Below are 25,584 nucleotides of genomic sequence, written 5' to 3'. Positions count from 1 at the left end.
CGGGCGCAAATCGGGTTCGTCAAGCGGCGCAAGATCATATGCTGGGCCTGCGCACGTTCGGCGCACCGGCGGTGCAGGGCGGTTACAGGCCCAGTTTGGCGCTGACGATCTGGTTCACGGCGGCGGGGTTTGCCTTGCCACCTGTCGCCTTCATCACCTGCCCGACGAACCATCCGGCCAGCTTCGGGTTGATCTTGGCCTTTTCCACCTGCGCCGGATTTTCCGCGATGATCTTGTCCACCGCGGCCTCGATGGCGCCAGTGTCCGTGACCTGTTTCATACCTTTTTCTTCAACGATTTCAGCAGGGTTTCCGCCGGTGGTATAGACGATCTCAAACAGATCCTTGGCGATCTTGCCGCTGATGTCGCCCTTGGAAATCAGCGCGATGATGCCGCCCAACTGATCGGGGGAAACCGGGCTTTCGGTGATGCTCAGGTCGTCCTTTTTCAGACGACCGAACAATTCATTGATCACCCAGTTCGCGGCCAGCTTGCCATCGCGCCCCTTGGCGACCTCTTCAAAGTAAACGGCATTTTCCACATCCGCCGTCAAAACCGACGCGTCATATTCCGTCATTCCAAAGTCACCAACAAACCGCGCCTTTTTCGCATCGGGCAGTTCGGGCAGGGTGGCGGCGATGTCATCGACAAACCCCTGCTCAATTTCAAGCGGGAGCAGGTCAGGGCAGGGGAAGTACCTGTAATCGTGCGCTTCTTCCTTGCTGCGCATGGACCGGGTTTCGCCCTTGTCCGGGTCGTACAGCCGGGTTTCCTGCACCACCTTGCCGCCATCCTCGACAATCGCAATCTGACGCCGCGCCTCGACTTCGATGGCCTGCTGGATGAACCGCATGGAGTTCATGTTCTTGATCTCGCAGCGCGTTCCGAGATGGGAAAAATCCTGCGTTTCCTGATACTTCTCATATTGCCCGGGGCGGCAGATCGACACGTTCACATCGGCCCGCAGGTTGCCGTTTTGCATGTTGCCATCGCAGGTGCCAAGATAGCGCAGGATCTGGCGCAGTTTCACCACATAGGCCGCCGCCTCTTCCGGGCCGCGAATGTCGGGGCGCGACACGATCTCCATCAACGCCACGCCGGTCCGGTTCAGGTCGACGAACGACATGTTCGGGTCCATGTCGTGAATCGACTTGCCCGCGTCCTGCTCAAGGTGAATCCGCTCGATCCGTACCCGGCGCGCAATGCCCGGCGCCATATCGACGATCACTTCGCCCTCACCCACAATCGGATGATAAAGCTGGGAAATCTGGTAGCCCTGCGGCAGGTCCGGGTAAAAATAATTCTTGCGGTCAAAGGCCGATTTCAGATGAATCTCGGCCTTCAGGCCCAGCCCGGTTTTCACCGCCAGCGCGACACAACCCTCGTTGATCACCGGCAGCATCCCGGGCATCCCGGCATCCACAAAGGCGACGTTGCTGTTGGGTTCGGCCCCGAATTGGGTTGACGCCCCCGAGAACAGCTTGGCCTTGCTGGACACCTGGGCATGAACCTCAAGCCCGATCACCAGTTCCCAGTCGTGTTTCGCACCCGAAATGACGCGGGGTTTCGGGGTGTCGAAGGTGAGATCAAGCATGGCAAACCTGTTTGGCTGAGTGACGTTCGCGGTTCTAGGTCAGGGCGCCACGCCACGCAAGGGGCGCGGGAATCCGCCGAGTGGCGGGCGGGGCGATGGCAGGTCTGTGTTTTTGCGCTATGCCAGCCTCGCCGGGGCAGAATCGCCCGGTGCTGCCAAGTTGAGTCTCATGATACGTACCATCGCACTCGTTTGCGGGCTGGCGCTGTCTGTCAGCGCCTGCGCCACGACGGACACCACCGACGAATCCACAACACTCCCCGCCATGCGCTGGGATCATCGTCCCGAAGCGCCCCTCTGGACTGCGGCAACGCTGACCGCGCTGGAAAGCAACACAACCGGATTGCCCAGCCTGGTGCCCGCCGACATCGCGGCCTATTGCCCCGGATATTCCACCGCCGACACAAATCAACGGGCTGCGTTCTGGGCCGGTTTGTTCAGCGCGCTGGCCAAACACGAAAGCACCTGGAACCCCAACGCGGTTGGCGGTGGCGGGCGCTGGTTCGGACTGGTGCAGATTGATCCGCGCACGGCGCGTGCCTATAATTGCGCGGCGCAAACGGGCGATGCCCTCAAGGATGGGGTCAGCAACCTGCGCTGCGGGGTCAAGATCGCGACCGTTCAGGTCACCAAACGCGGCACCGTCAGCCGCGGGATGCTGGATTGGGGGCCCTTTCACAGCAGCGGCAAACGCGCCGACATGAAAGCCTGGACCAGCCAGCAGCCCTATTGCAAAGCCCCTGCATAAACAGCCTTGCCCGGGCGGCGCACAATTGGCAACTTGGCGCGATGTGCTGCCGCACCCTTTCATACCTGCGCCGAATCGCCCGGTCCGCTGCCCTGTTGATGCTGTGCCTCGCTGGGGCTGCGTTCGCGACCCCAGATCACAGCCAGCGGCCAAAGCCACGCCCGGCCTTCGCGCCCGAGGTCATTCCCGATACCCGCTGGGATCATCGCAGCGAAGGCACGGCCTGGACCCGGGCCGCGCTGAGCGCGCTCAAGACCCACGGCGCGCCTTTGGTAAACACCGTACCCCATGACATCGCGACGTGGTGCCCGGGCTATCGCACTGCCCCGGCGCCGGTGCGCCGGGCGTTCTGGGTGGGGTTTTTGTCGGCGCTGGCCAAATACGAAAGCACCTGGAAACCGCGCGCTGTCGGTGGCGGCGGGCAATGGTACGGATTGTTGCAGATCCTGCCGTCGACCGCGCGGGGATATGGCTGCCGGGCGCGGTCGGGCAATGCCCTGCTGACCGGAGCGGCCAATCTCGCCTGTGCGATTCGCATCATGGCGGTCACCGTTCCCCGGGACGGCGTGATCTTTCGCCGTGAACCCCGCTGGAGCGGGGTCGCCGCCGATTGGGGACCGATGCGGTCAGCCCGAAAACGACAGGAAATGGCCAACTGGCTGCGCACGCAGGATTACTGCCAACGGGCCACCAGCCCGCGTCCGAAACCGCGCCCCGGGGCACTTGGCGTCAGGACACCGACACCAAACATTCGCCCCCGGGCGCGCGAAGTCGCCCAAAACGATCTCTGATCGGGCGCCCTGTCTTTTTACTGATCAAAATACTCCCGCCGGAGGCTCCGCCCTGTGCCGCGACCCGGCCAATGCCGGTCGGGCGCAGGGGGTCAGTATTGCGGTTTTCACGATCAGCCCAGAATACGGCTTACCATTTCCGTGCAATCGCGTGACAGGCCGGGCGTGGCGGCGATTCGCTCAAGGGCGCCACGCATCAGGGCCTGACGGTCGGCGTCATAGCGGCGCCAGGTTTCAAATACCGTGGTCATCCGCGCGGTGGTTTGCGGGTTCAGCGCGTCCAGCCGGATCAGCCAACCGGCGATCAGATCATAGCCGGCACCGCTGGCGTGGTGCAGCCCCGCGTGATTGCCCGCCAATCCACCAATAAGCGAACGGAATCGGTTGGGGTTCTTCCAGTCGAAATCGGCGTGACGGCCAAGCGCATCCGTGACCTCTGCCGCCTTGGCCGGGCTGGCCTGCATCGCCTGCAACATGAACCATTTGTCCATGACCAGCCGGTCCTTATGCCACTGACGGTAAAACGCCGACACTTCCTCGCCGCCTAGCCCATTGGCCAAAAGTGCCGAAAGTGCGCCCAGTTGTTCGGTCATGTTATCGGCCTGCGCGAACTGGCGCGCGGCCCGTTTGCCGCCATCCACCCGGGTGAGAAACCCCAGCGCCGACAGCCGCAGCGCCCGCGCCCCTGCCGCCCGGGCATCGGGCGTATAGGGGCCGGGAATCGCCATGGATTCATAAAGGTCGCCAAAAGCGTCGCGGTGGGCATGGGCGATGGCATCGCCCAGTTTCTGACGGGCCGCATAGATCGCGTCGGGGTCGGGGGTGACGCCGCCGTCAAACAGGCTTTGCGCCAGATCGTCGTCCGATGGCAGCGCCAGCGTAAGGGCACGAAACGCCGGATCAAGGGTTTCATCGCGCAACACCTGCGCCAGCGCCGACAGGTAATCCGGCCCCGGCGCCGCGCCATCGGTGATCATCGAGATCAGAACATCCTTGGCCAGGGCGCGCCCTGCCTCCCATTTGTTGAAGGGGTCGGTATCATGGGCCAGCAGAAAGGCGCGCTGCTCGGCGCTCAGGCTGCGTTCAACAATGACCGGCGCGGAAAAACCGCGCAGGATCGACAGGATCGGGCGCACGCCTTCGGAATCGAACGTCAGCGTGGTTTCGGCCTGATCCATCACCAGCATTTCGGTGCCGGTCATTTCATGGCCATCGGGGTGCAGCAGGCCAAAGGCGATGGGAATGACCTGGGGTTGCTTGTCGCTCTGGCCCGCAGAGGGGGGCGTCGTCTGGCGCAATGTCACGGTCAGCCGGTTGTCGGCAAAGCTTTCCTCGACCCGCAGGCGGGGTGTGCCGGGTTGTTGATACCAACGTTTGAACTGGCTCAGATCCTGGCCGGTGGCATCCGCGAACACCTGCAACCAATCCTCGATGGTGCAGGCCTGTCCGTCGTGGCGCTGAAAATAAAGATCCAGCGCGCGGTAATACCCTTCATCCCCGACCAAGCGTTTCAACATCCCGATCAGCTCGGCGCCTTTTTCGTAAACGGTGGCGGTATAGAAGTTGTTGATCTCGATATAGCTTTCGGGGCGCACCGGATGGGCGAGGGGTCCGTTATCCTCGCGGAATTGCCGCGCGCGCAGTTGCAGCACGCTTTCGATCCGCTTTACGGGGGCCGAGCGCATGTCGCCCGAGAATTGCTGATCGCGGAACACGGTCAGCCCCTCTTTCAGGCAAAGCTGAAACCAGTCGCGGCAGGTGATCCGGTTGCCGGTCCAGTTGTGGAAATATTCGTGGGCGATGATGCCCTCGATCAGTTCATAATCCCGGTCGGTTGCGGTTTCGGGGCTGGCCAGAACGTATTTGGAGTTGAAGATGTTCAGCCCCTTGTTCTCCATCGCGCCCATGTTGAAATCATCCACCGCGACGATGTTGAACACCGACAGATCATAGGCGCGGTCGTAAATCTCTTCGTCCCATTTCATGCTGCGGATCAGGGCGTCCAGGGCGTAGTCGCATTTGCTTTCATCGCCCGGGCGCACCCAGATATTCAGCGCCACATCATCGCCGTTCATGGTGGTGAAGGCCCCGGAACGGGCCATCAGATCACCGGCGACCAGCGCGAACAGATAGGCGGGTTTCGGCCATGGATCATGCCATTCGGCCCAGCCGTCGCCGCGCTCGCCCGGGTTGCCGTTGGACAGCAGAACCGGCTGATCGCCTTCGATACGCACATCGAAGGGGGCCATCACATCGGGGCGGTCGGGGTAATAGGTGATCTTGCGAAACCCTTCGGCCTCGCATTGGGTGCAATACATGCCGTTGCTCATATACAGCCCCTCAAGCGCGGTGTTGCTGGCGGGGGCGATTTCAACCTCGCATTCCCAAAGGAATGGGCCTTCGGGGACGGCGCAGGTCAGACAGGAATCGCCAACATCGGGGCTGACGGACGTGCCGTCGATGCGGGCCGAAATCAGGCGCAGGTTTTCCCCGTCCAGTCGCAAGGTCCGGCTGTTATCGGCGGCAGGGTTGGGGCGAAACCGGATGCGGGTTTGCACCCGCGTCGCATCGGGCGAGAGGCGAAAAACAAGCGAGACATTGTCGATCAAATGGCTGAACGGGCGATAGTCGGACAGGTACACGGCCTGGGGTGCGGCGTCTTTCATGGGGGGCCTTTCGGGGAAGCTGCAATGAACTTTCTGCTGGTTCACACGTTAGGCTGTTGAATGCCGGGCTTCAATGGCCGGGCCCAACCGACGTCAGGAGGCGCCCATGTCCCCACCCGATACCAATATCGACAAACAGAAAAAGCAACACCGCCCTTCCTTGTTTGGCATAGGGGGCGGCATGGCTTTCATCTTTGTGTTGCTGCTTGTGCTGATCGGCTGGGTGATCGTGAACGGCGGCAAAACCGAGGGCCCCTCGGTGCAAACCGATGACACAGTTACCGCACCCGCAACGACAGAATAAGGGTTTATGCCTCTGGCGTTGCCGGGCCAAAGGGGCTGTTGCGTGACCGCACAACGAACACATTGCAGTCGCTGTGGCGCACAATGCGCGCCGCATTGGGGCCGAGGAACAGATCGGCGATCCCCGGTTTGTGGGCGCCGATAACGATCAGCCCGCAATCGCTCTCTTTGGCCAGTTTCAGCACCTCGTCATAGGCGCTGCCGGTCGCCACGATGTGGCGCACCGCGGCGTTGATTTCGGCCCCCAGCAGGGTGGTGATCTGATTGTTCAGCGCCGCCCGCGCGGTATCAATGGCCTTTTGATGATAGCTGTCCTCAAAATACCCGCCGACGACGCTTTGCCCGAAATCGGGCAGGACGGTGATGACATCCAGTTGCGCGCCGTCCAGTTCGGCCAACCGGTGGGCCATTTTCAGGATATGGTTGTCCTGTCCGGGGTTGCTGATGTCGATGGCGCAGAGAACGGAACGGGTCATGCCGGTACTCCTTCTTCGTCTTTCGCAGCACGGCTGCGTTGCAACATGTAAACCATGATCAGCAGCAACAGCGCCGGAATAAAGACAAGTTCCTTGGGCAGTTGGCTGGCCGGGGCGTTGACGGCGGTGACAGTCACCGGGTCGTCGCCATAGAAATCATAACTTTGCAGGGTTTCCGAAAAGGGCGTGCCGAACAGCGGCTCTTCCAGGGCGATGGTTTCGCCCTCACTCAGCAGGGTCAGTCCAAGCGCGTCAAGCCGCGCGCCCGCAGGTTCATCGCCAACAGGCAGAACCAGCGTTGTTTCCTTGCTTTCGCCGGTGTCAAAATCCGGGCCGGTTACCTTGATGCGGATTTCGCTGCCTGGTTTCGCGTCATCCACCGCCTGAGCCAGGGCCGCCGGTTCGATGTCGTGGTATGGTGGTTGAATGCGGTTCATAAAGTAATCGGGCCGGAACAGGGCAAAGGCGATCAGCACCAGTGCCACGCTTTCATAGATGCGGCTGCGGGTGATGAAATATCCCATGGTGCCGGCGGTGAAGACCAAAATCGCGATACTGGCCGAGATGAACACCAATATTCCCTGCGCCCAATTCACATCAATCAGCAACAGGTCGGTGTTGAAGATGAATACGAACGGCAGGGCCACGGTGCGCAGGCTGTAAAAGAACGCCACGAACCCGGTCTTGATCGCATCGCCCCCCGACACGGCGGCGGCGGCGAAACTGGCCAGCCCCACAGGGGGCGTTACATCCGCCATGATCCCGAAATAGAACACAAAAAGATGCACCGCGATCAGGGGCACGATCAGCCCGTTCTGCGCGCCCAGTTCCACCACGACCCCCGCCATAAGCGAGGACACGACGATATAGTTCGCCGTGGTCGGCAGCCCCATGCCCAGAACCAGCGACAGCAGCCCCACCATGATCAGCATCAAAATCAGATTGCCACCCGACAGGAATTCAACCAGATCAGCCATCACCTGACCCACGCCGGTCAGGGTGACCGTGCCCACGATCACGCCTGCGGTGGCGGTGGCCAGGCCGATGCCGATCATGTTGCGCGCGCCATCCACCAGCCCTTGCAGCAGGTCAACGACACCATCCTTGAACTGTTCGACCATTTCGTTTTCGCCCCGGAAAATCGCCTTGAGCGGTTTTTGGGTCAGCAGGATCACGAACAGCAGCATGGTGGCCCAAAAGGCCGACAGGCCCGGCGATTTCTGCTCGATCATCAGGAAATAAACCAGAACGACGATCGGCAGCAGGAAATAAAGCCCGGCCTTATAGATTTCCCCCACCACAGGTAGTTCAACTTCGGTGGCGTTGGGATCGTCGGGTTCCAGATCCGGCACCTTGGACGCAACCCAGAGCAGGCCAGCATAGGCCAGAAACACCAGCGCCGACAGGATCAGCCCGGAATTGGGCAGGGCGGCGGTGATTGCCTTGACCGGGTATTGCACCCCGTAACACAACAGCGCGAAACCGACGAAAAACGCCGCCATCCCGCCAATGGTTTTTCCCATGGAAACAACGCGGTTGCCCAGAACGGGCATGTTCCGTTTTACCGCCTCAAGGTGCACGATATAGACCAACGCGATGTAGGAAATCGTCGCGGGCAGGAACGCGTGGGTGATGACCTCGACATAGGAAATGCCGACGTATTCCACCATCAGGAAGGCCGCGGCGCCCATGACGGGGGGCATGATCTGACCGTTGACAGAACTGGCCACCTCAACCGCGCCGGCCTGTTCCGAGGTGAAACCGACGCGTTTCATCAGCGGAATTGTAAATGTGCCGGTCGTCACCACATTGGCAATGGACGAGCCGGAAATCAGGCCCGTCGCCGCCGAACCGACAACAGCCGCCTTGGCCGGCCCGCCCTTGAGGTGGCCAAGAGCGCCAAAGGCCATCTTGATGAAATAATTCCCCGCCCCGGCCTTATCCAGCAACGAGCCGAACAGCACGAACAGGAACACGAATTTGGTGGACACCCCAAGGGCGATGCCGAACACCCCTTCCGAGGTGATCCACATATGGCTCATCGCCTTTTTCAACGATGCCCCACCCCAGCGGATCACATCCGGCACAAGGGGCGACGAGCCGAAAAAGACATAGAGCAGGAAAATCGTGGCGATGATCGCCATGGCCGGGCCAAGGGCGCGGCGCGCACCTTCGAACAGCAGGATCAGGCCGACAAGGGCAAACCATTTGTCCACGTCATCGGCCAACCCCCCCGAGGCCACGACCTTGGCATAGAAGATATAGCCGTAAAGCGCGATGAATACCCCGGCAAACCCCATGATCCAATCCTGAATGGGGATATAATTGCGCGGGCTGGATTTCAGGGCGGGATAGGCCATGAAGGCCAGGAAAATGGCAAAGGCCAGATGCACCTGACGGGCGTTGTTGATAACCGACCCGGGCAGAATGTAATAGGAGATGGGTGAGGCCAGGATCACCTGAAACACCGACCAGGCGATCGCGACGATGGCCAGAAAGGTGCCCACAGGGCCAACCGGATTGCGCGCCCCCGCATCTGACGAGGACACCAGATCCTGGAGCTCCTCTTCGCTCAGGGCGCGGCCCTTGGTGGGTTGGTCGGTCATTTCATGTCCCCCTGTCGCCGCGTCTTTGCGCCGCGTTATTGTTTTTGCAGGTCGTTGGTCGGGAAAGGCGGCGCCCGCCTTTCCCATGGGTCAGGGCAGGATTATTCCATCCAGCCTTTTTCCTTGTAATATTTCACAGCACCCGGATGCAGCGGGGCCGACAGGCTGGCGCTGATCATTTCTTCGGGGGTGAGGTTGGCAAAGGCGGGGTGCAGCTTTTTGAAATCGTCAAAGTTTTCAAACACGGCGCTGACCAGAGTATAGACCGCCTCGTCCGACACATCGGCGCTGGTCACCAGGGTGGCACCGACGCCAAAGGTGTTGGTGTCGTTATCGTTGCCGCGATACATGCCGCCGGGGATGACAGCCTTGCGATAGAACGGGTTGTCGGCGATCAGCTTGTCCACCGCTTCGCCCTCGACGCTGACCAGGTTGGCGTCACAGGATGTGGTTGCCTCTTGGATGGCGCCCGACGGGTGGCCAACGGTATAGGTCATCACGTCGATCTGGTTGTCGCACATGGCCGAGGCCTGCTCGGCGGGCTTCAGTTCGGTCGCGACGGTGAAATCATCCATGGTCATGCCCATGGCGTCCATCAGCACTTCCATGGTGCCACGGCTGCCGGAACCCGGGTTGCCGACGTTTACGCGCTTGCCTTTGGTGTCTTCGAAGGTTTTGACGCCTGCATCGGCGCGCGCAACCACGGTAAATGGTTCAGGGTGCAGCGAAAACACCGCGCGCAGCTTTTCAAACGGGCCGGCATCGGCAAAGGACGACGTGCCGTTATAGGCGTGGTACTGCCAATCAGACTGGGCAACGCCGAATTCCAGCTCGCCTTCGCGGATGGTGTTGATGTTGTACACAGAACCGCCGGTCGATTCGACCGAACAGCGGATGCCGTGTTCCTTGCGGCCCTTGTTGACCAGACGGCAGATGGCGCCGCCCGTGGGGTAATACACGCCTGTGACACCGCCGGTGCCGATGGTGATGAATTCTTCGGCCATCGCGGCCGGAGCCAACAGCGCCGTCAGGGCAAGCCCGACAGTTGCGCTTTTCAATCCAGTGAACATAATGTTCTCCCTTTTCCTTGGATGAGTGTTTTTGGTCGGTGCGCCTGCCTCATTGGGCAGGGGGCGACTGTGGTGATACTGGCACGGCAATGGATGGTTGCCGTCGACATGGCGCGGGGCGCTGTACGCACCGTTTGCCACAGACCCCCAAGAATCGGAAACGCCAACCCTGTCCGCGATGTTCGCGCCATCGTGATTGGTGTATCCTTGGGGTTGTGCAAATGACATCTCCGCAACGCCGGTAAACGAACCTGACTGTGGCAATTTGCCCCGATGGTTGTCAACGCGCGATTTGCAGATTTGCAGCCGCCCTCTGGCAGTGGTCAAACCGTATCGAGATACAGTTCGACCTGTTCGTCGTCGCTCAGTTCCGCAAGATAATGCAGTTCCTGGCGCTTGGTCATGACGAAATTGGTGATCAGCGCCTCGGGAAGAATGCGTTTTATCAGTGGATCGGCGGCAAAAGCATCAATCGCCGTTTCCCAGGTGGTGGGCATTCGCGGCAGATCCATGAGATAGGCGTTGCCGGTGATCGGTTCGGGCGGCATCTGCGCATCTTCCAGACCGTTCAGCGCCGCGCCAAGGATGGCGGCGATCATCAGATAGGGGTTCACATCGCCCCCGGCCACCCGATGTTCAATGCGCCGGGCCTTGTGATTGCCGCCGGGCACGCGAATCGCGGCGGTGCGGTTTTCATAACCCCAGGCAATGGCGGTGGGGGCATGGGCGCCCGGCACAAACCTGTCATAGCTGTTGCCGTGGGGGGCAAACAGCAGGGTCGATCCGGGCATCGCGGCCATACAACCGGCGATGGCGTGGTGCAGCGCCTCGGTGCCGTCAGCGCCACCGTTGTCGAAAATATTGTTGCCGTCACGATCCAGCACCGAGAAATGCACATGCATCCCGTTGCCCGAATGTTCGGCATAAGGTTTGGCCATGAACGAGGCGGCAAAACCGTGTTTGCGTGCCAGTCCGCGCACCAGCAATTTGAACAGATAGGCATCGTCGGCCGCCTTCAGCGGGTCGGCCACATGGTTGAGGTTCACCTCGAACTGACCCTTGCCCGCCTCGGAAATAACGGTTTCCGCCGGAATATCCATGGCATCGCAGGCGTCGTACAGATCGGTAAAGAACACATCCCAGGCATCCAGCGCCCGCAACGACAGGATTTCGGCACCCTGGCGCCGCTTGCCGGAACTGGGCGATTTCGGCACCCGAAGATCCTTGCCCGAGTCGTCGATCAGATAGAATTCCAGCTCGGTCGCGACCACGGGCGTCAGCCCGCGTTCGGCAAAGCGGGCCTGTACCCCGGCCAAAGCGTGGCGGGGATCGCCGGGAAAGGGCGTGCCATCCTCGTGAAACATCCACAGGGGCAACAGGGCCGTGGGCGCCGCCAGCCACGGCATGGGCAAAAGCCCCCGCTCGGTGGGAAACAGCACGCCGTCCGGGTCGCCCGCGTGATGCACCAGCGGGCTGTCGTCGATGTCTTCGCCCCAGATATCCAGAAACATCACCGACAGGGGAAAGCGCGTGCCATCCTCAAATACCTTGGATGCCAGATGGGCGGGCATCCGTTTGCCCCGCGCCTGACCGTTCAGGTCTGATGCGGCAACGCGGATGGTGCGGATTTCGGGATGGTCGTCGAGGTTCATCTGATCACCTGAGGGCGGATGCGCATTTTCTGGCGCCGCTCTTGCGGCAAATGCCGGTTCAGCCGGGCGTTTACAAGGCCGAAAACGCCAATCACCGTGAGGGTCAGCAAAATAAAGAACCCGGCCAGAATCGGATAAGGCACAAAGGGGTTGAATGTCTTGTCCGCAAAATAATTGGCGTAATACAGGGCATCGCCCCGCTGCTGCCATGCCGGAAAGCCCGAAAAATAAACCAGCGTGGTGGCATGAAACAGAAAGATTGCCTCGTTCGTGTACGACGGCCAGGCCAGGCGCAGCATGGTGGGGAAGGTGATCTTGCGGAATTTGGTCCAGCCGGAAAACCCATAGGCATCGGCGGCTTCCATATCGCCCTTGGGAATGGCCCTGAGCGCGCCATAGAAAATCTCGCCTGCATAGGCGGCGGTGTTGAGAAACAGCACGATCAGCGCCCCCGCCCAGGCCCGGGTCAACCACCGGGTTTCGACGGTTATGTCGGTGAACCCGAGGTTCAGATCAAACCCCAGCTTGGGCAGCATGACAAAGGTTTCATAGGCAAGGAAAAACTGGATGAACAGGGGCGAGCCCGCGAAAGACAAAGATGAACCATTCCGCCGGTTTGCGCACCCATGGGTTGGCGGTGTTCTTGGCCACGGCGACAGTCACCGCCAGAAAAAACCCAAAGCTGAGCGCGAGCACCCCGAAATAGATGTTCCAGATCATCCCCGACCCGATCAGCGTGACCTGTTCGCACAGGGTGAAATCGCTGCGCGGCAAAAGACGCTCGCCCATGCCGATGGAGCGGAAGGCATAGGCCTGAAAGGTATCAAAACAGCTCATGCCGCCCGCCTTTGTGCTTCGCCCGCCACGGTGGCCTGTCCGTGTGACAGGCGGATGGTCAGACGGTCCAGTACGATTTCCGAAACCCGGGTAAGGCAAAGGTAAAACACCAGCAGGCCCAGGAAATAATAAAGCCGCCAATCGGGATGGGGATAATCGTAAAGCTGAATTTTCGACCCGCCCAATTCGCGCGCCCAATAAACGATGTCCTCGACCCCCAGCAAAAACAAAAGCGGCGTTGCCTTGACCAGGATCATCCAGAGATTGGACAGGCCGGGCAGGGCGTAAACCCACATCTGCGGCACGAGGATACGCCAGAATGTCTGGCGCTGTGACATGCCATAGGCCTCGCCGGTTTCGATCTGCGCCCGGGGCACCGCGCGCATGGCCCCGTAAAGAACATTGGCCGCAAAGGCGCCAAACACGATGGAAAAGGTCAGCACGGCGATGGAAAAACCATAGGCCTCATGCACCCACTGGGGGCTGGACGACAGCGGCAGTTTGGCCTGGGCGCAGACGACAAAATCATTTCCCTGACGGATCGGCTGATCCCAGTCGGGGCATTTCACCTTGTGACGCAGCCATTCAAACCCCTGATCCAACGCAATGACAAAGAACAGGAAAAACGCAATATCCGGCACGCCGCGCACGATGGCGGTATAGCCCTTGCCGAACCAGCGCAGGGGCGCGAAACGCGACCGCGCCGCCATGGCCCCGCCAAACCCGAACAGCAGGGCAGATGGCGCCGTTACCGCCAACAGCAACAGAACAGTGCCGAAAGAGCCGTAAAACGCCAGATGCTTGCCCGTGCTGAGATAGCAGGCAAGCCAGTGCAGACCTTCAAGCGTCTTTGGATCGGTACAGGTGAAGATGGGCTGTCACCCTTTTCGGTGGCGTGGCATCGGGGACGCGCGCCGGTGAGGAAGGGGCAAAGGCCGCGCTGTGGCGGCCCTTGCCGAATGGTGGATCAGTAAGTCGTGGCGTCGTCGCCAAACCATTTCTTGATCATCGTGTTCAGGGTGCCGTCGGCCTTCATCTCGGTGATGACGGCATCGAAGGTTTCCTTCAACTCGGGGTCGGATTCGCGCACGCCCATGCCGATACCGCCGCCCAGTGCGATGTCGCCACCCAAAAGCGCGACATCGGACCCTTCGTCCGCCACGGGAACAAGGAACGCCTTGTCGGCCAGCACGGCATCGGCTTCGCCATTGCGCACGGCGGCAACGGTTTCATCGGGGGTGGCGAATTCCACCAATGTCTTACCTTCCATCGAGGCAACATGGGAGGCCTGAATCGTGCCGGTCTGGGCGGCGATCACTGTCACATCGTCCATGGTCATGCCAGCCATGGCCAAAAAGGCCGATGGTTCAGGCGGGAGATAGTTCTGGGTGAAATCAATCACCGCGTCCCGTTCGTCGGTGATGCTCATCCCGGCCATGATCGTGTCATAGTTGCCGGAAACGAGGTTGGGGATGATGCCATCCCAATCATTCGTAACCCATTCGCAGGTCAGCTTGGCGCGCGCGCACAGCTCATCACCCAACTCGCGCTCGAACCCGTCTACTTCGCCGGAATCATTGATGAAGTTATAGGGGGTAGGCGCCCTCGGTGCCCATGCGGATGGTATCGGCCATGGTCATGCCGGCCGACAGGGCCAGCGCGGCAGTGGCAAGGATCAGGTTTTTCATTTTGGTTCTCCCGTGGTCAGTTATGGGTTTATTGCGCCTGCCCGGCGTTCAGAAACTGTTGCAGGCGTTCGGTTTTCGGCGCCCCGAACAGCGTTTCGGGTGCGCCTTGTTCTTCGATCCGGCCCTGGTGCAGAAACACCACATGATCAGAAACATCATTGGCCAGCCGCATATCGTGGGTCACCAAAAGCATGGTGCGCCCCTCGTCGGCAAGGGCCTTGATCACCTTGACGACTTCTTGCTCAAGCTCGGGGTCAAGGGCAGATGTCGGTTCGTCGAACAACAGGGCGCGCGGCTCCATGCACAGGGCGCGGGCGATGGCGGCGCGCTGTTGCTGCCCGCCCGACAGCATGGCGGGGTAAACATCGCATTTGTCGCCAATGCCCACCTTGGCCAGATATTCGCGCGCCTTGCCCTCTACTTCGGCGCGGTCACGTTTCAGCACTGTTACCGGTGCCTCCATGACGTTTTGCAAAATCGTCATGTGGGCCCAAAGGTTGAACTGTTGAAACACCATCGACAGGTTGGTGCGGATGCGCGTCACCTGTACCCGGTTGGATGGATGCCGGCCAAGCCCCTTGCCCCGCCATGTGATGGGTTCGCCCTCAAACAGGATTTCGCCCTGCTGGCTGTCCTCCAACAGATTGGCACAGCGCAAAAGCGTGGATTTGCCCGACCCCGACGACCCGATAAGTGAAACCACATGACCGCGCGGCGCCACCATATCGACGCCCTTGAGCACCTCAAGCGCGCCATAGCTCTTGTGAAGGTCGCGGATTTCGATAACGGGCGGATTGGGTATATTCACGTGGCAATCATTATTGGCAAGGTCGGTGCGAGTAGGGCGGATTAGCCCGCCGATTGCAACGTTGAATTTTCGCCTGACGTGGGGGAATGGCCCGTTTTTGCAGCATTTGCCAGGGGCGCGGGCGGAATTGGCAGGTCAAGATGCGCGCCAAGGGGCAGTTTGACGACCCCGGCAAGGCCCAGTGTGGCGCGGTGTTGCGGCGGGAGGGCCTTGATGGCGCGGGTCAGGGCGCGCGCCAGTATCGGTGCGAGATCGCCAAAGGCGGTGATATAGGGCAGGGCCGGCGAAGCGGCAGTGCGCCCGATCACCTGCAAGCGGTCGGTCACTGATGGCTCGTACATCGAAAGGGCGCGCCATGTGTGGGCGTCAATCGCCGCAATATCGGCGCGTCCGTCGGCAATGGCGATTGCGCTGGCCCTGTGCGCGCCGGTTTCCAGGGTGTCGTCAAAGGTAAACCCATGGGCGCGGGCCTGTTCCTGCGGCGCCGCCCAGCCCGAATGCGACAGGGCATCGTTCAGGGCAAAGCGGCTGTTGCGGTAATGGCCCAAGTCGCGCGGGGCGCCTTTGCGGGTCACAAAAACGCTGTGGTAATGACCCGGCGGCGTGTCGGGCAGGGCAAAATCGGGGTTCGCCACCAGCGTCACACGCGGGTGCAACCGGGCGCGAAACGGCAGGCTGCACGTCTGGCCCAGCAACAGATCGCCACTTTCCCATTCGGCCCACAGATCGCCGCCCCGGGTCAGGCACGCGGGTGCATCGATTCCGCGGTCGTGCAGATCGTCGCGCAGGGCCGCCCACAGGGCATCATGGGCCGCCGCCGTTTCGGGGCGGTCATACATCGGCAGGCTGGCGATCATGCGCGGCGCGCCTCGACCCTCTGGCGGGCCAGATTGCTGTCACGGTCATTCAGGCCCAGCATCGGCGCGACAAGGCGCAGCAAGGCATTCTCGTCCTCGTCGCGCACACCGTCGGCCAGCACGATGTCCCACAGGGCCTCGATCACCTGCACGCGGTCCTCATAGGCGACGGCCTCTTTGATGGCGCGGGTGAACCGCACGGTGTCAGGCGCCTCGGCCTCCACCGCCTCGGCATCCCGGCGCAGGGCCGCCGCCTCGAACGGGGACAGCCCGTGGCGGGTGGCCAGCACGCGGTCGATCCGGGTGATTTCAACGTCGGAATAATCGCCATCGGTGCGTGCGATACGCACCAGAAGGGCGGCCAGCGCCAACCGTGCGTCCGGGTCGGGCAGGCGTTCGGGGTCGGGCGCGGTGAGGCGGCGGAGGAGATCTGCAAACATGGGGGGAGATATACTGCGCCGTGGGGCGAGAGGGAAGAGGGCACACCCTATGGTATAAATACCATGCCCCACAATCTTGTGTGTTGGGGCCTGCGCCGGGCGCGCTATGGTATTATAGAGAGAATAACTGCCATGTCTGCAACTTGGAATCACCGGATGAATCTGCTGCCCCGCACCCTTGCCGCCCTTGCCCTGATCGCGCCGTCCGTTGCGTCGGCTGGCGATCTTGCTACCCCTACGGTCGAAAGCGCCCCTGTTTATCAGGCGGTGCCTCAGGCCAGCCCCGATCTGATCTTTACCGTGCGCGGTGGGGTTTCGGCCGCGCCTGAATATTTCGGATCGGACGATTACAAACTGGGCCCGGATTTTTCGCTGGGGGTGAATTTTCTGCGTCTGCCCGGTGGGCGCAGCTTCGGCACCACCGACGCCAGTGATCCGCGCTATGGGTTCGGGTTGCGCGGTGCGTTCCGCTATATCGGCAAGCGCGACGCCGCCGATTACCCTGAACTGCGCGGCTTGAACGATGTCGATACCAGTGTCGAACTGGGCCTTGGCGTTGGCTATACCTCGCGTTATTTCGATGCCTTTGCCGATCTGCGCTATGGTGCCATTGGTCACCACGCCTTTGTGGGTGAAATGGGCGCGGATGTGAAAGTTCAGGCCAGCGACCGTCTGACCCTGTCGGCCGGGCCGCGGCTGTTCGTGGGGTCTGATCGCTATGCCCAGACGTATTTCGGTGTCAGCGCCGCCGAAGCCGGGGCCGCGGGCAGCAACTTTGCCGGGCAGGCGTATAACGCCCAAGGCGGTCTGCTGAGCGCGGGAATCGAACTGGGCGCGACATATAAAATCAATGATGATTGGGGCGTTGAGGGGGCCGTGACCTGGGATCGCTTCACCGGCGATGCCGCCGACAGCCCCATCGTGCAACAGGGCGAGCGTGACCAATACGGTGTGCGCATCGGGATCACCCGCCGCGTCACCCTGGATTTCTGAACCGCCAGCCGATCACAGTTTCGCGAAAAGGCCGTCCAATCGGGCGGCCTCTTCTTTTGTGCCCCATGGCGGGTTGACGATGAACATGCCGCTGCCCTGCATTCCGTGGCCCGGACGGGCCGGGACAAACCCCACCTCGTGGCGCAGGGCATCGGGCAGGGCGCCACACAGGGCGCGCAGCATGGGCCGGTGGCGCGCGTCGGGCAGGATCGGATACCACAGCATAATCACCCCCACGTTCCATTTGGCGTGCAACTGCGGGATGAGCCGGGCAATATCGGCGTATTCGGTTTTCACCTCATAACTCGGGTCGATCAGGGCCAGCCCCCGGCGGGGCGTGGGCGGCAACAGGGCATGGGCCAGCGCCAGCCCATCGGTTTTGTGCAACGTCGCGCGCCCGGCCACCTGCGCCAGGGCGGCGTGTTCGCCGGGGTGCAGTTCGGCCAGATGTTGGCTGTCACCAGGGCGCAAAAAATGCTGGGCGATCAGGGGTGATCCGGGATAGGCCGCCGCCCCGTGTTGTGCGCGCACTGCGCTAAGCGCCGCGCGATACGGGTGATCATCGGGCAAAAGTGGTTCGGCCCGGGCAATCCCTGCCGCCGCTTCGCCGGTCTTCAACGCCTCGGGCGCGCCCAGATCATACAGCCCCCGTCCGGCGTGGGTTTCCAGATAAAACAGGGGTTTACCCTTGGCAGTGAGATAGCGCAGCACCCACGCCAGCAAGGCATGTTTGTGCACATCGGCCAGATTGCCCGCGTGATATCCGTGTTGATACGACAGCATCTTTCGCTGCTATCCCGGAACGGGGCCGGGGAAAAGGGGCTTAGCCGTCGTAACCTTCGACAATCACCACCCGCCCTTCGGATACCGGCACACGAATGGCCTTGGCCGCCTGATAGTCCGGGTCATCATAACAGGCGAGCGCATCGGCGTAGCTTGCAAATTCGATGACAACCGAACGTGGAAACGGATCACCCTCAACCGATTTCTGCGTCCCACCGCGCACAATGAACCGCGCGCCATACCGGGCAAACACCGCGCCGTTTGCCTCTTTATAGCGGTTATAAGTTTCGGCATCGTGAACGATGTTATTGGCGATCCAGTAACCTTTGGGCATATCAGTCTCCGGGTAAGGGGGGCGTCAAACCAGCCGCGATACGTCTTTTGCGGCGCGCACGAAATCCTTGAACAAAGGGTGCGGATCGAAAGGTTTGCTTTTCAGCTCGGGGTGGAACTGCACGCCGATGAACCAGGGGTGGTCCTTGATCTCGACGATCTCGGGCAGGCGGCCATCGGGGGACATGCCTGAAAACGCCATGCCTTTTTCCTCCAACGCGGCGCGATAGGCCAGATCCACCTCATAGCGGTGGCGGTGGCGTTCCTCGATCACCTCGCGGCCATAAATTTCGGCCACCTTTGACCCTTCGGTCAGATTGGCGGTATAGGCCCCAAGGCGCATGGTGCCGCCTTTGTCATCGCCCAGCTTACGGGCGACGGTGTGATTGCCCTGCACCCATTCCTTGAGGTGGTAAACCACGGGTTCGAAACGCTTTTTTCCGGCCTCGTGGTCAAATTCCTCGCTTCCGGCGGTGCTGAGCCCGGCCAGATTGCGGGCCGCTTCGACCACTGCCATCTGCATGCCCAGACAGATGCCCAGATAGGGAATGTTGCGGGTGCGGGCGTATTCGGCTGCCTTGATCTTGCCCTCGGTGCCGCGTTCGCCAAAGCCGCCGGGCACAAGGATGGCGTGGAACCCTTCCAGCGACGAGGCGGCATCGCCCCGTTCGAACAATTCGGCATCCACCCACTGAATCCGCACCTTCACCCGGTTGGCCATGCCCCCGTGGGTCAGGGCCTCGGCGATGGATTTATAGGCGTCCTCAAGTTGGGTATATTTGCCGACGATGGCGATGCGCACCTCGCCTTCGGGGTTATAGATGCGGTCAAACACATCTTCCCAGCGGGTCAGATTGGGGCGCGGCGCGGGCGAGATGCCAAACGCATCCAGAACCGCCTGATCCAGCCCTTCGCGGTGATAGGCCAGCGGCGCCTCATAGATGGATTTCAGATCATAGGCGGCGATCACCGAATCCGGGCGCACGTTGCAAAACAGCGCCAGTTTTTCACGCTCTTTCTGCGGAATGAGCCGTTCTGACCGGCAGACCAGAATATCCGGCGCGATACCGATCGAGCGCAACTCCTTGACGCTGTGCTGGGTCGGTTTGGTTTTCAGCTCCCCACTGGCCGCAATCCAGGGCAACAGGGTGAGGTGCATGAAAATACATTCACCACGGGGCCGGTCCTGGGCGAACTGGCGGATTGCCTCGAAAAACGGCAGCCCCTCGATATCGCCGACCGTGCCGCCGATTTCGCAGAGCATGAAATCCACCTCATCGGCGCCAATCTTGAGGAAGTCTTTGATTTCATTGGTCACATGGGGAATGACCTGAATGGTTTTTCCCAGATAATCGCCCCGCCGCTCTTTCTCCAGAACGGTGGAATAGATACGTCCCGACGATACAGAATCGGTGTTGCGCGCCGCCACCCCGGTAAAGCGTTCGTAATGGCCGAGGTCCAGATCAGTTTCGGCGCCGTCGTCGGTGACGAAAACTTCGCCGTGTTCAAACGGGCTCATCGTGCCGGGATCGACGTTCAGGTATGGGTCAAGTTTGCGCAACCGCACGGAAAAACCACGGGCCTGCAACAACGCCCCCAAGGCAGCCGAGGCCAGCCCTTTGCCCAGAGATGAAACCACGCCGCCCGTGATAAAAACATACCGTGCCATGATCAAAGGCCCCCGTGAGTGATCGCTGCGACGCGTCGCAAATGCAAATGGAATGCGGTGCGCAATACGCACCACCACGGGGTTTAAGCCTTACAGGATTCGCGCTCTGCCCGCAACCAAAGCGCAACATCTTGGGGCGCTAAACTGCGCGCCCCCAATCGGGAGGGTTCAGTCCGCGCGCGGCGGCGTCAGGGGCGAATCGTCAGCCGCGGGCGGCAACAGATCGCTGCCTGCGGGCAGGGCGGGTGTTTCCGCAGCCGGCTCTGGAACGCCCAACCGGTCCACGACCGAGCTTCCCGCCGATTTCTGCGCCGCGATCACCGTCAGCCCGATGGAGGTGCCGATAAAACAGATGGCAAAGATCCAGGTCAGCTTGGTCAGCGCCGTCGCGACGCCCCGGGCTGAAATGGCGCCACCACCGCCGCCACCGCCCATACCCAGCCCGCCACCTTCCGAGCGTTGCAGCAACACAACGCCAATCAGGCAAAGCGCCAGGATCAGATGAACGATAAGAACGATGTTTTCCATGACGGCGGCCTTTGGCAATGGGACAGGCGGTATCTAGAAGCCAAAGCCATGCGCTGCAACCCCAAAGCGTGGCCGAATCCCCGAGGTTATTCGTCGACGTCGTCCATATCGGCCTGACCCGACAGTTTGCGCCGCACCAGGCTCCAGCTCAGCCCGATCCCGAGGATCAGCGACAGGGCAAACAGAGCCAGCCAGATATTCATGTCGCGGTTGTCCAGCCGCAGGATGCCATAATCGTAAAGCACCCAGATCACGGCCCCGACCAACGCCGCGACAAGGGCCATCCCGATCGGACCGATCGAACGGAACGTGGCGCGCAGATAGACGATATATCCAACCAGCAGGACAAGGCCCAGAAGCACCGTCAGCGGCATCTGTAAATCCCAGTTGGCGCGCGCCCAGCGGATATAGTTCAGATCAGTGGGGTTGAACGTCGCCGCGAGAAGGACAAAGGCAAACAGCCAGCGCAGTAAAAACCCCATCATATCCCTCCAACTTCTGTCCTTATTGGATGCCAGAGGTGGACGCGTGATGTAAAGCCCCGGGTCGGGTGCGAAATCCGTTTGTCCTGTCCCGGTCGGGCGCGTATATGGGCGCGGGCCGCACGGAACGCGGCACCGGGATCGGGAAAGGAAGCCTTATGGCCAATGTCGTCGTCGTCGGAGCCCAATGGGGGGACGAGGGAAAAGGCAAGATCGTGGATTGGCTCAGCGAAAGGGCCGATGTCATCGCCCGGTTTCAGGGCGGCCACAATGCGGGCCACACCCTTGTTATCGACGGACAGGTGTTCAAACTGTCGCTGTTGCCCTCGGGCATCGTGCGCGGTGGCAAACTGTCGGTGATTGGCAATGGCGTGGTGCTGGACCCATGGCATCTGCTGAGCGAGATCGCCGCGTTGCGTGAACAGGGGGTCGAAATTTCGCCCGAAAATCTGATGATCGCTGAAAACGCGCCGCTGATCCTGCCAATTCATGGCGAGCTGGACCGCGCCCGCGAAGCCGCCACGTCGGTTGCCAAGATCGGCACCACGGGGCGGGGCATTGGCCCGGCCTATGAAGACAAGGTGGGGCGCCGTTCCGTGCGGGTGGCCGATCTGGCCGATCCCGCCACGCTGGAAATCCGGGTGGATCGTGCGTTGGTGCATCATGATGCCCTGCGCCGTGGGCTGGGGCTGGAGCCGGTGGACCGTGACGCGTTGTTGGCATCCCTGCGCGAGATCGCGCCGCAGGTTCTGGAATACGCGGCCCCCGTCTGGAAGGTGCTGAACGAACAGCGCCGGGCGGGCAAGCGGATCTTGTTCGAGGGGGCGCAAGGTGCGTTACTGGACATTGATTTTGGCACCTATCCCTTTGTCACGTCGTCCAACGTGATTGCCGGGCAGGCGGCCACGGGCACCGGTATTGGGCCCGGGGCCATTGATTTCGTGCTGGGTATCGTCAAGGCCTATACCACCCGGGTGGGCGAGGGGCCGTTTCCGGCAGAGCTGAACGATGATATGGGCCAGCGTCTGGGCGAGCGGGGTCATGAATTTGGCACCGTGACCGGGCGCAAACGGCGCTGTGGCTGGTTTGATTCGGTGCTGGTGCGCCAGACCTGCGCCACATCCGGCGTTAAGGGGATCGCGTTGACCAAGCTCGACGTGCTGGACGGGTTCGAGACGCTGAAAATCTGTGTCGCCTATGATCTGGATGGAACGCGGCTTGATTATCTGCCCACAGCGGCAGAGCAACAGGCGCGCTGCGTGCCGATCTACGAAGAGATGCCGGGTTGGAGCGAATCGACCGAAGGCGCGCGGTCATGGGCCGAATTGCCCGCGAATGCGATCAAATATGTGCGCCGCGTCGAGGAGTTGATTGATTGCCCTGTCGCGCTGCTGTCCACCTCGCCCGAGCGGGAAGATACGATCCTCGTGACCGATCCGTTTGCCGATTGAGGGGGTGATATGGCGCTGAGTTATCGGGCCAGACGGCGCTGGTCGCTGGTGATTCTGCTGGTGGGGTTGCCGATCTATATTCTGGTGGCCAGTTGGGCGGTCACGCTGTTGACGCGCCCGAATATTCTGATCGAAGTGGTGATCTATCTGGCGCTCGGGGTGGTCTGGGCGTTGCCGTTCCGCGCGGTGTTTCGCGGCATCGGTCAGGCCGACCCGGACGCGCCGCGCGACGATTAGGGCGCGGTGGTACACCGGTCTGGAATGCAAAAGGCGGCCCCGTGATGGGGCCGCCTTTTGGGTCTGTGCAGGTGCCTTAATGACCCGAGGCGCGGCTTTGTGGTTCGCGGGCCGTGTTGCCCAGGGCGAACTGGCCCTGGCCGACCTTACGAATCCGCCCCGAGCGCAAAAGTTGCCCGAAGCTTTGCAGGCCCTTTTCGCGACTGTCGGTCAGGTCGGGGCGCAGGGTTGCTGCGCGGCGCAGGATTTGCGGGCGCGACAATTCCGCCTGTCCTTCGTATTTGGAGGAATACGCAACCGCCGCTTCGAGAAGATCGGGCAGGTCTTCGGCGCCGCGTTCGGCGGCGAAATCCGAAAAGCTGATTGCGTCTTTTTCGATGGAGGCGGGTTCTGGCGCGGCACTGGGGCGGTTGGCCGACACCCGGCGGGGGCGAATGACCGCAGGGCGGGCCGTGCCTTCGGCGGGGGTGTCGATCCGCTGTTCGGACACCAACACCAGAGGTGCGGGGCGCGGCGCCAGCGGATCGGTCGGGCGTTCGCGGGTTGACGCGGCTTCGCCCGATGTGGCGGGGGCCATCATGGGGCGGCGCGGGCGCACCACCTGAGCCAGATCATCGCGATAGCGATTCAGGCTTTCGTCTTCGGCCGGTTCACTGCGATCCCCCTTGAGCAGGCGGTCGGCCTTGGTTGCCGCGACGGCGGCTTTGAGGTGGGCAATGGCCGAGCGGCGGCGGGAGCCTTCGGTTTCGTTCAGCTTGGCATTGGTTTCGTTCAGCAGCCGGTTCAGCGCCTGTTCGTCCCCATCCTCGGCCGGCGCCTCATCGGACGCTTCGCTTTCCTCTTCGGGGCTCTCCATCAGATCGGCATAGCGCATCTTGGCCTTGGCAGCCTTGGCTTCGGCTTCGGCGGCCTCGCGTTCGACTTCGGCCAGTTCCGCGGCCAGCTCGGCCTCGGCGTTCTGATCCAGGCTGGTTTGCCCGATCAGATCGCGGATGCCTTCGGTCAGCGAATCGTCGGCGTCTGCTGTTTCGGGCTGCGCGTCCTTGTCGTCGGCGGGTTCGGCAAAGACGTTTCCGGGGGCGTCGGCATCATCTGCCAGGACTGCCGCGATGGTATCGGCAAGGGTGTCACCCTCATCGTTGTTCTCGTCGGTGTCGGACAGGTCGTCGGACTCGCCATCGACTTCGATTTCGGCGACCATATCATCGTCGTCGTCGGTCAGGTCGTCGTCATCGCCGACTTCTTCGATTTCGCCAGCGGCCAAAGCAGCCTCAAAATCGGTCCGCTTCAGTTTGATAACGCGAGCAATGGGCTGGAGTGGCTGGTTGACAGGCACGGCAGCCTCGACCGTTTCCTTCTCGATGCGGGCGTGCTCGGCGGCGACCTCTTCGGCCTCCTTCTCGATGCGGGCCTGCTCGGCTGCGGCGGCCTCTTCGGCCTCCTTCTCGATGCGGGCCTGCTCGGCGGCGGCGGCCTCTTCGGCCTCCTTCTCGATGCGGGCCTGCTCGGCGGCGGCGGCCTCTTCGGCCTCCTTCTCGATACGGGCTTGCTCGGCGGCGGCCTCTTCGGCCTCCTTCTCGATGCGGGCCTGCTCGGCGGCGGCGGCCTCTTCGGCTTCCTTTTCGATGCGCGCTTGCTCGGCTGCGGCGGCCTCTTCGGCTTCCTTCTCGATGCGGGCGTGCTCGGCGGCGGCCTCTTCGGCCTCCTTCTCGATGCGGGCCTGCTCGGCTGCGGCGGCCTCTTCGGCCTCCTTCTCGATGCGGGCCTGCTCGGCGGCGGCCTCTTCGGCCTCCTTCTCGATACGGGCTTGCTCGGCGGCGGCGGCCTCTTCGGCTTCCTTCTCGATACGGGCCTGCTCGGCTGCGGCGGCCTCTTCGGCCTCCTTCTCGATGCGGGCTTGCTCGGCGGCGGCCTCTTCGGCCTCCTTCTCGATGCGGGCGTGCTCGGCGGCGGCCTCTTCGGCTTCCTTCTCGATACGGGCTTGCTCGGCAACCGTATCATTTTCTGCTTCGTTCGCCAGCATGTCGGCCAAGCTTACGGGAGGTTCGGAATCGTCGTCGGTCAAAGATTCCGTGGCAAAATCGTCGGTGTCGTCCTGCAATGGGGCGTCACTGTCATCCACGGGCGCGATGGGATCGTTCAGATAGGCCTCGACCGGCTCATCCTCGACGAACGCGGTGTCGGCGTCGCGGTTGGCCCGGGCGCGGGCGACGACGGCGCGGATGCGTGACAGTTTGGCGGCCACACTGTCGCCGTCAATATCGACCTCAAAAGGCGTGTTGTCGCCGGCATCGGCCTTGGGGCCTGAGGGCCGGCGGTCGTCGCCGGACGCGGCTTTGGCACGATTGGCCGGGCGTTCGGGTGGCTGATCGGTATCGCCTGTGATCGCGTCTGCCGTTTGGCGCAAGACCACACCGTTTTTCTGAACCTGGGTTTCGACCCGGCGGTTCACCTCGCGTTCGGCAATCTGGTGGAGCATCTGGGCGTCGGGCTGTGGCGGCTCGGCGCCGAAATAACGGTCGTCCGCAGCCAGATCACGAAAGTACTCCGCGATTGATTTCATCGTCTCGAA

22 protein-coding genes and 2 pseudogenes are annotated in these 25,584 nt (G+C 61.8%); 6 read left to right on the top strand and 18 right to left on the bottom strand.

The genetic code is table 11. The features are described 5' to 3' along the window. Window positions 1-82 precede the first annotated feature (82 nt). Window positions 83-1,594 carry an Asp-tRNA(Asn)/Glu-tRNA(Gln) amidotransferase subunit GatB gene (gene gatB, locus AC0L7P_RS16850; protein ID WP_473433757.1) on the bottom strand — a complete coding sequence of 504 codons (1,512 nt, stop codon included), beginning with the start codon at window positions 1,592-1,594 and terminating at the stop codon, window positions 83-85. A 169-nt stretch (window positions 1,595-1,763) separates the two neighbouring features. On the opposite strand from gatB, the gene AC0L7P_RS16845 reads away from it, so the two are divergent. Together AC0L7P_RS16845 and AC0L7P_RS16840 are read left to right on the top strand one after the other, a co-directional pair. Continuing rightward, window positions 1,764-2,342 carry a lytic transglycosylase domain-containing protein gene (locus AC0L7P_RS16845; protein WP_473433756.1) on the top strand — a complete coding sequence of 193 codons (579 nt, stop codon included), beginning with the start codon at window positions 1,764-1,766 and terminating at the stop codon, window positions 2,340-2,342. 98 nt (window positions 2,343-2,440) lie between these two features. Then, the gene (locus AC0L7P_RS16840; protein WP_473433755.1) at window positions 2,441-3,133 is read left to right on the top strand and encodes a lytic transglycosylase domain-containing protein; all 693 of its coding nucleotides are present in this window, start codon (window positions 2,441-2,443) and stop codon (window positions 3,131-3,133) included. Between the two features lie 113 nt (window positions 3,134-3,246). On the opposite strand, the gene pepN is transcribed toward AC0L7P_RS16840, so the two are convergent. Continuing rightward, on the bottom strand, window positions 3,247-5,799 hold the full coding sequence (pepN, locus tag AC0L7P_RS16835; protein WP_473433754.1) for an aminopeptidase N: 2,553 nt from the start codon (window positions 5,797-5,799) through the stop codon (window positions 3,247-3,249). Between the two features lie 106 nt (window positions 5,800-5,905). On the opposite strand from pepN, the gene AC0L7P_RS16830 reads away from it, so the two are divergent. Next, window positions 5,906-6,103 (top strand): hypothetical protein, encoded by a 198-nt coding sequence (locus AC0L7P_RS16830; RefSeq protein WP_473433753.1) that lies wholly within the window; start codon window positions 5,906-5,908, stop codon window positions 6,101-6,103. 4 nt (window positions 6,104-6,107) lie between these two features. Here AC0L7P_RS16830 and AC0L7P_RS16825 read toward each other — a convergent pair whose 3' ends face one another. From AC0L7P_RS16825 to AC0L7P_RS16780, 10 genes and pseudogenes are all read right to left on the bottom strand, one after another. Then, the gene (locus AC0L7P_RS16825) at window positions 6,108-6,578 is read right to left on the bottom strand and encodes a universal stress protein (protein ID WP_473433752.1); all 471 of its coding nucleotides are present in this window, start codon (window positions 6,576-6,578) and stop codon (window positions 6,108-6,110) included. Next, window positions 6,575-9,184 carry a TRAP transporter permease gene (locus AC0L7P_RS16820; RefSeq protein ID WP_473433751.1) on the bottom strand — a complete coding sequence of 870 codons (2,610 nt, stop codon included), beginning with the start codon at window positions 9,182-9,184 and terminating at the stop codon, window positions 6,575-6,577. The genes AC0L7P_RS16825 and AC0L7P_RS16820 overlap by 4 nt, the downstream gene beginning before the upstream one ends. A gap of 101 nt (window positions 9,185-9,285) precedes the next feature. Next, window positions 9,286-10,254 carry a TAXI family TRAP transporter solute-binding subunit gene (locus AC0L7P_RS16815; RefSeq protein ID WP_473433750.1) on the bottom strand — a complete coding sequence of 323 codons (969 nt, stop codon included), beginning with the start codon at window positions 10,252-10,254 and terminating at the stop codon, window positions 9,286-9,288. Between the two features lie 323 nt (window positions 10,255-10,577). Beyond that, a complete protein-coding gene (locus AC0L7P_RS16810; protein WP_473433749.1) occupies window positions 10,578-11,906 on the bottom strand; it encodes a glutamine synthetase family protein in 1,329 nt (442 codons plus the stop codon). Further along, window positions 11,903-12,743 (bottom strand): annotated as a pseudogene (locus AC0L7P_RS16805) (ABC transporter permease). Before AC0L7P_RS16805 ends, AC0L7P_RS16810 begins: the two are co-directional and overlap by 4 nt. Then, window positions 12,740-13,507, bottom strand: coding sequence for an ABC transporter permease (locus tag AC0L7P_RS16800; protein ID WP_473433748.1), 768 nt, complete (start codon window positions 13,505-13,507; stop codon window positions 12,740-12,742). Before AC0L7P_RS16800 ends, AC0L7P_RS16805 begins: the two are co-directional and overlap by 4 nt. A gap of 203 nt (window positions 13,508-13,710) precedes the next feature. Further along, window positions 13,711-14,431: pseudogene (locus AC0L7P_RS16795) on the bottom strand (transporter substrate-binding domain-containing protein). A 28-nt stretch (window positions 14,432-14,459) separates the two neighbouring features. Beyond that, window positions 14,460-15,239 carry an ABC transporter ATP-binding protein gene (locus tag AC0L7P_RS16790; protein ID WP_473433747.1) on the bottom strand — a complete coding sequence of 260 codons (780 nt, stop codon included), beginning with the start codon at window positions 15,237-15,239 and terminating at the stop codon, window positions 14,460-14,462. 41 nt (window positions 15,240-15,280) lie between these two features. Continuing rightward, the gene (locus tag AC0L7P_RS16785; protein WP_473433746.1) at window positions 15,281-16,096 is read right to left on the bottom strand and encodes a phosphate/phosphite/phosphonate ABC transporter substrate-binding protein; all 816 of its coding nucleotides are present in this window, start codon (window positions 16,094-16,096) and stop codon (window positions 15,281-15,283) included. After that, the gene (locus AC0L7P_RS16780; RefSeq protein ID WP_473433745.1) at window positions 16,093-16,536 is read right to left on the bottom strand and encodes a tellurite resistance TerB family protein; all 444 of its coding nucleotides are present in this window, start codon (window positions 16,534-16,536) and stop codon (window positions 16,093-16,095) included. The genes AC0L7P_RS16785 and AC0L7P_RS16780 overlap by 4 nt, the downstream gene beginning before the upstream one ends. Before the next feature lie 156 nt (window positions 16,537-16,692). Here AC0L7P_RS16780 and AC0L7P_RS16775 point away from each other — a divergent pair, with 156 nt between their 5' ends. Beyond that, window positions 16,693-17,529 (top strand): MipA/OmpV family protein, encoded by an 837-nt coding sequence (locus AC0L7P_RS16775; RefSeq protein ID WP_473433744.1) that lies wholly within the window; start codon window positions 16,693-16,695, stop codon window positions 17,527-17,529. A 12-nt stretch (window positions 17,530-17,541) separates the two neighbouring features. Here the strand turns inward: AC0L7P_RS16775 and AC0L7P_RS16770 are convergent, their stop codons facing one another. From AC0L7P_RS16770 to AC0L7P_RS16750, 5 genes are all read right to left on the bottom strand, one after another. After that, window positions 17,542-18,312: a 23S rRNA (adenine(2030)-N(6))-methyltransferase RlmJ gene (locus AC0L7P_RS16770; RefSeq protein WP_473433743.1), complete on the bottom strand. Its 771-nt coding sequence runs from the start codon at window positions 18,310-18,312 to the stop codon at window positions 17,542-17,544. 40 nt (window positions 18,313-18,352) lie between these two features. Continuing rightward, a complete protein-coding gene (locus AC0L7P_RS16765) occupies window positions 18,353-18,646 on the bottom strand; it encodes a DUF1330 domain-containing protein (RefSeq protein WP_473433742.1) in 294 nt (97 codons plus the stop codon). Window positions 18,647-18,670: 24 nt separating this feature from the next. Beyond that, entirely contained in the window at window positions 18,671-20,314 is a 1,644-nt protein-coding gene (locus tag AC0L7P_RS16760) for a CTP synthase (RefSeq protein WP_473433741.1), read from the bottom strand. Between the two features lie 168 nt (window positions 20,315-20,482). Beyond that, window positions 20,483-20,842: a preprotein translocase subunit SecG gene (gene secG, locus AC0L7P_RS16755; protein ID WP_473433740.1), complete on the bottom strand. Its 360-nt coding sequence runs from the start codon at window positions 20,840-20,842 to the stop codon at window positions 20,483-20,485. 86 nt (window positions 20,843-20,928) lie between these two features. Then, the gene (locus AC0L7P_RS16750) at window positions 20,929-21,324 is read right to left on the bottom strand and encodes a DUF6524 family protein (RefSeq protein WP_473433739.1); all 396 of its coding nucleotides are present in this window, start codon (window positions 21,322-21,324) and stop codon (window positions 20,929-20,931) included. A gap of 158 nt (window positions 21,325-21,482) precedes the next feature. Here AC0L7P_RS16750 and AC0L7P_RS16745 point away from each other — a divergent pair, with 158 nt between their 5' ends. Together AC0L7P_RS16745 and AC0L7P_RS16740 are read left to right on the top strand one after the other, a co-directional pair. Continuing rightward, on the top strand, window positions 21,483-22,775 hold the full coding sequence (locus AC0L7P_RS16745; protein WP_473433738.1) for an adenylosuccinate synthase: 1,293 nt from the start codon (window positions 21,483-21,485) through the stop codon (window positions 22,773-22,775). 9 nt (window positions 22,776-22,784) lie between these two features. Continuing rightward, window positions 22,785-23,012, top strand: coding sequence for a DUF2842 domain-containing protein (locus tag AC0L7P_RS16740; protein ID WP_473433737.1), 228 nt, complete (start codon window positions 22,785-22,787; stop codon window positions 23,010-23,012). A 76-nt stretch (window positions 23,013-23,088) separates the two neighbouring features. Here AC0L7P_RS16740 and AC0L7P_RS16735 read toward each other — a convergent pair whose 3' ends face one another. Beyond that, on the bottom strand, window positions 23,089-25,575 hold the full coding sequence (locus AC0L7P_RS16735) for a hypothetical protein (protein ID WP_473433736.1): 2,487 nt from the start codon (window positions 25,573-25,575) through the stop codon (window positions 23,089-23,091). Between the last annotated feature and the right edge of the window lie 9 nt (window positions 25,576-25,584).

It is taken from the genome of Oceaniglobus sp. K40-3, from assembly GCF_055808395.1.
The sequence above is the reverse complement of the archived record's forward strand: the minus strand, read 5'-3'. Positions and strand labels throughout refer to the sequence as shown.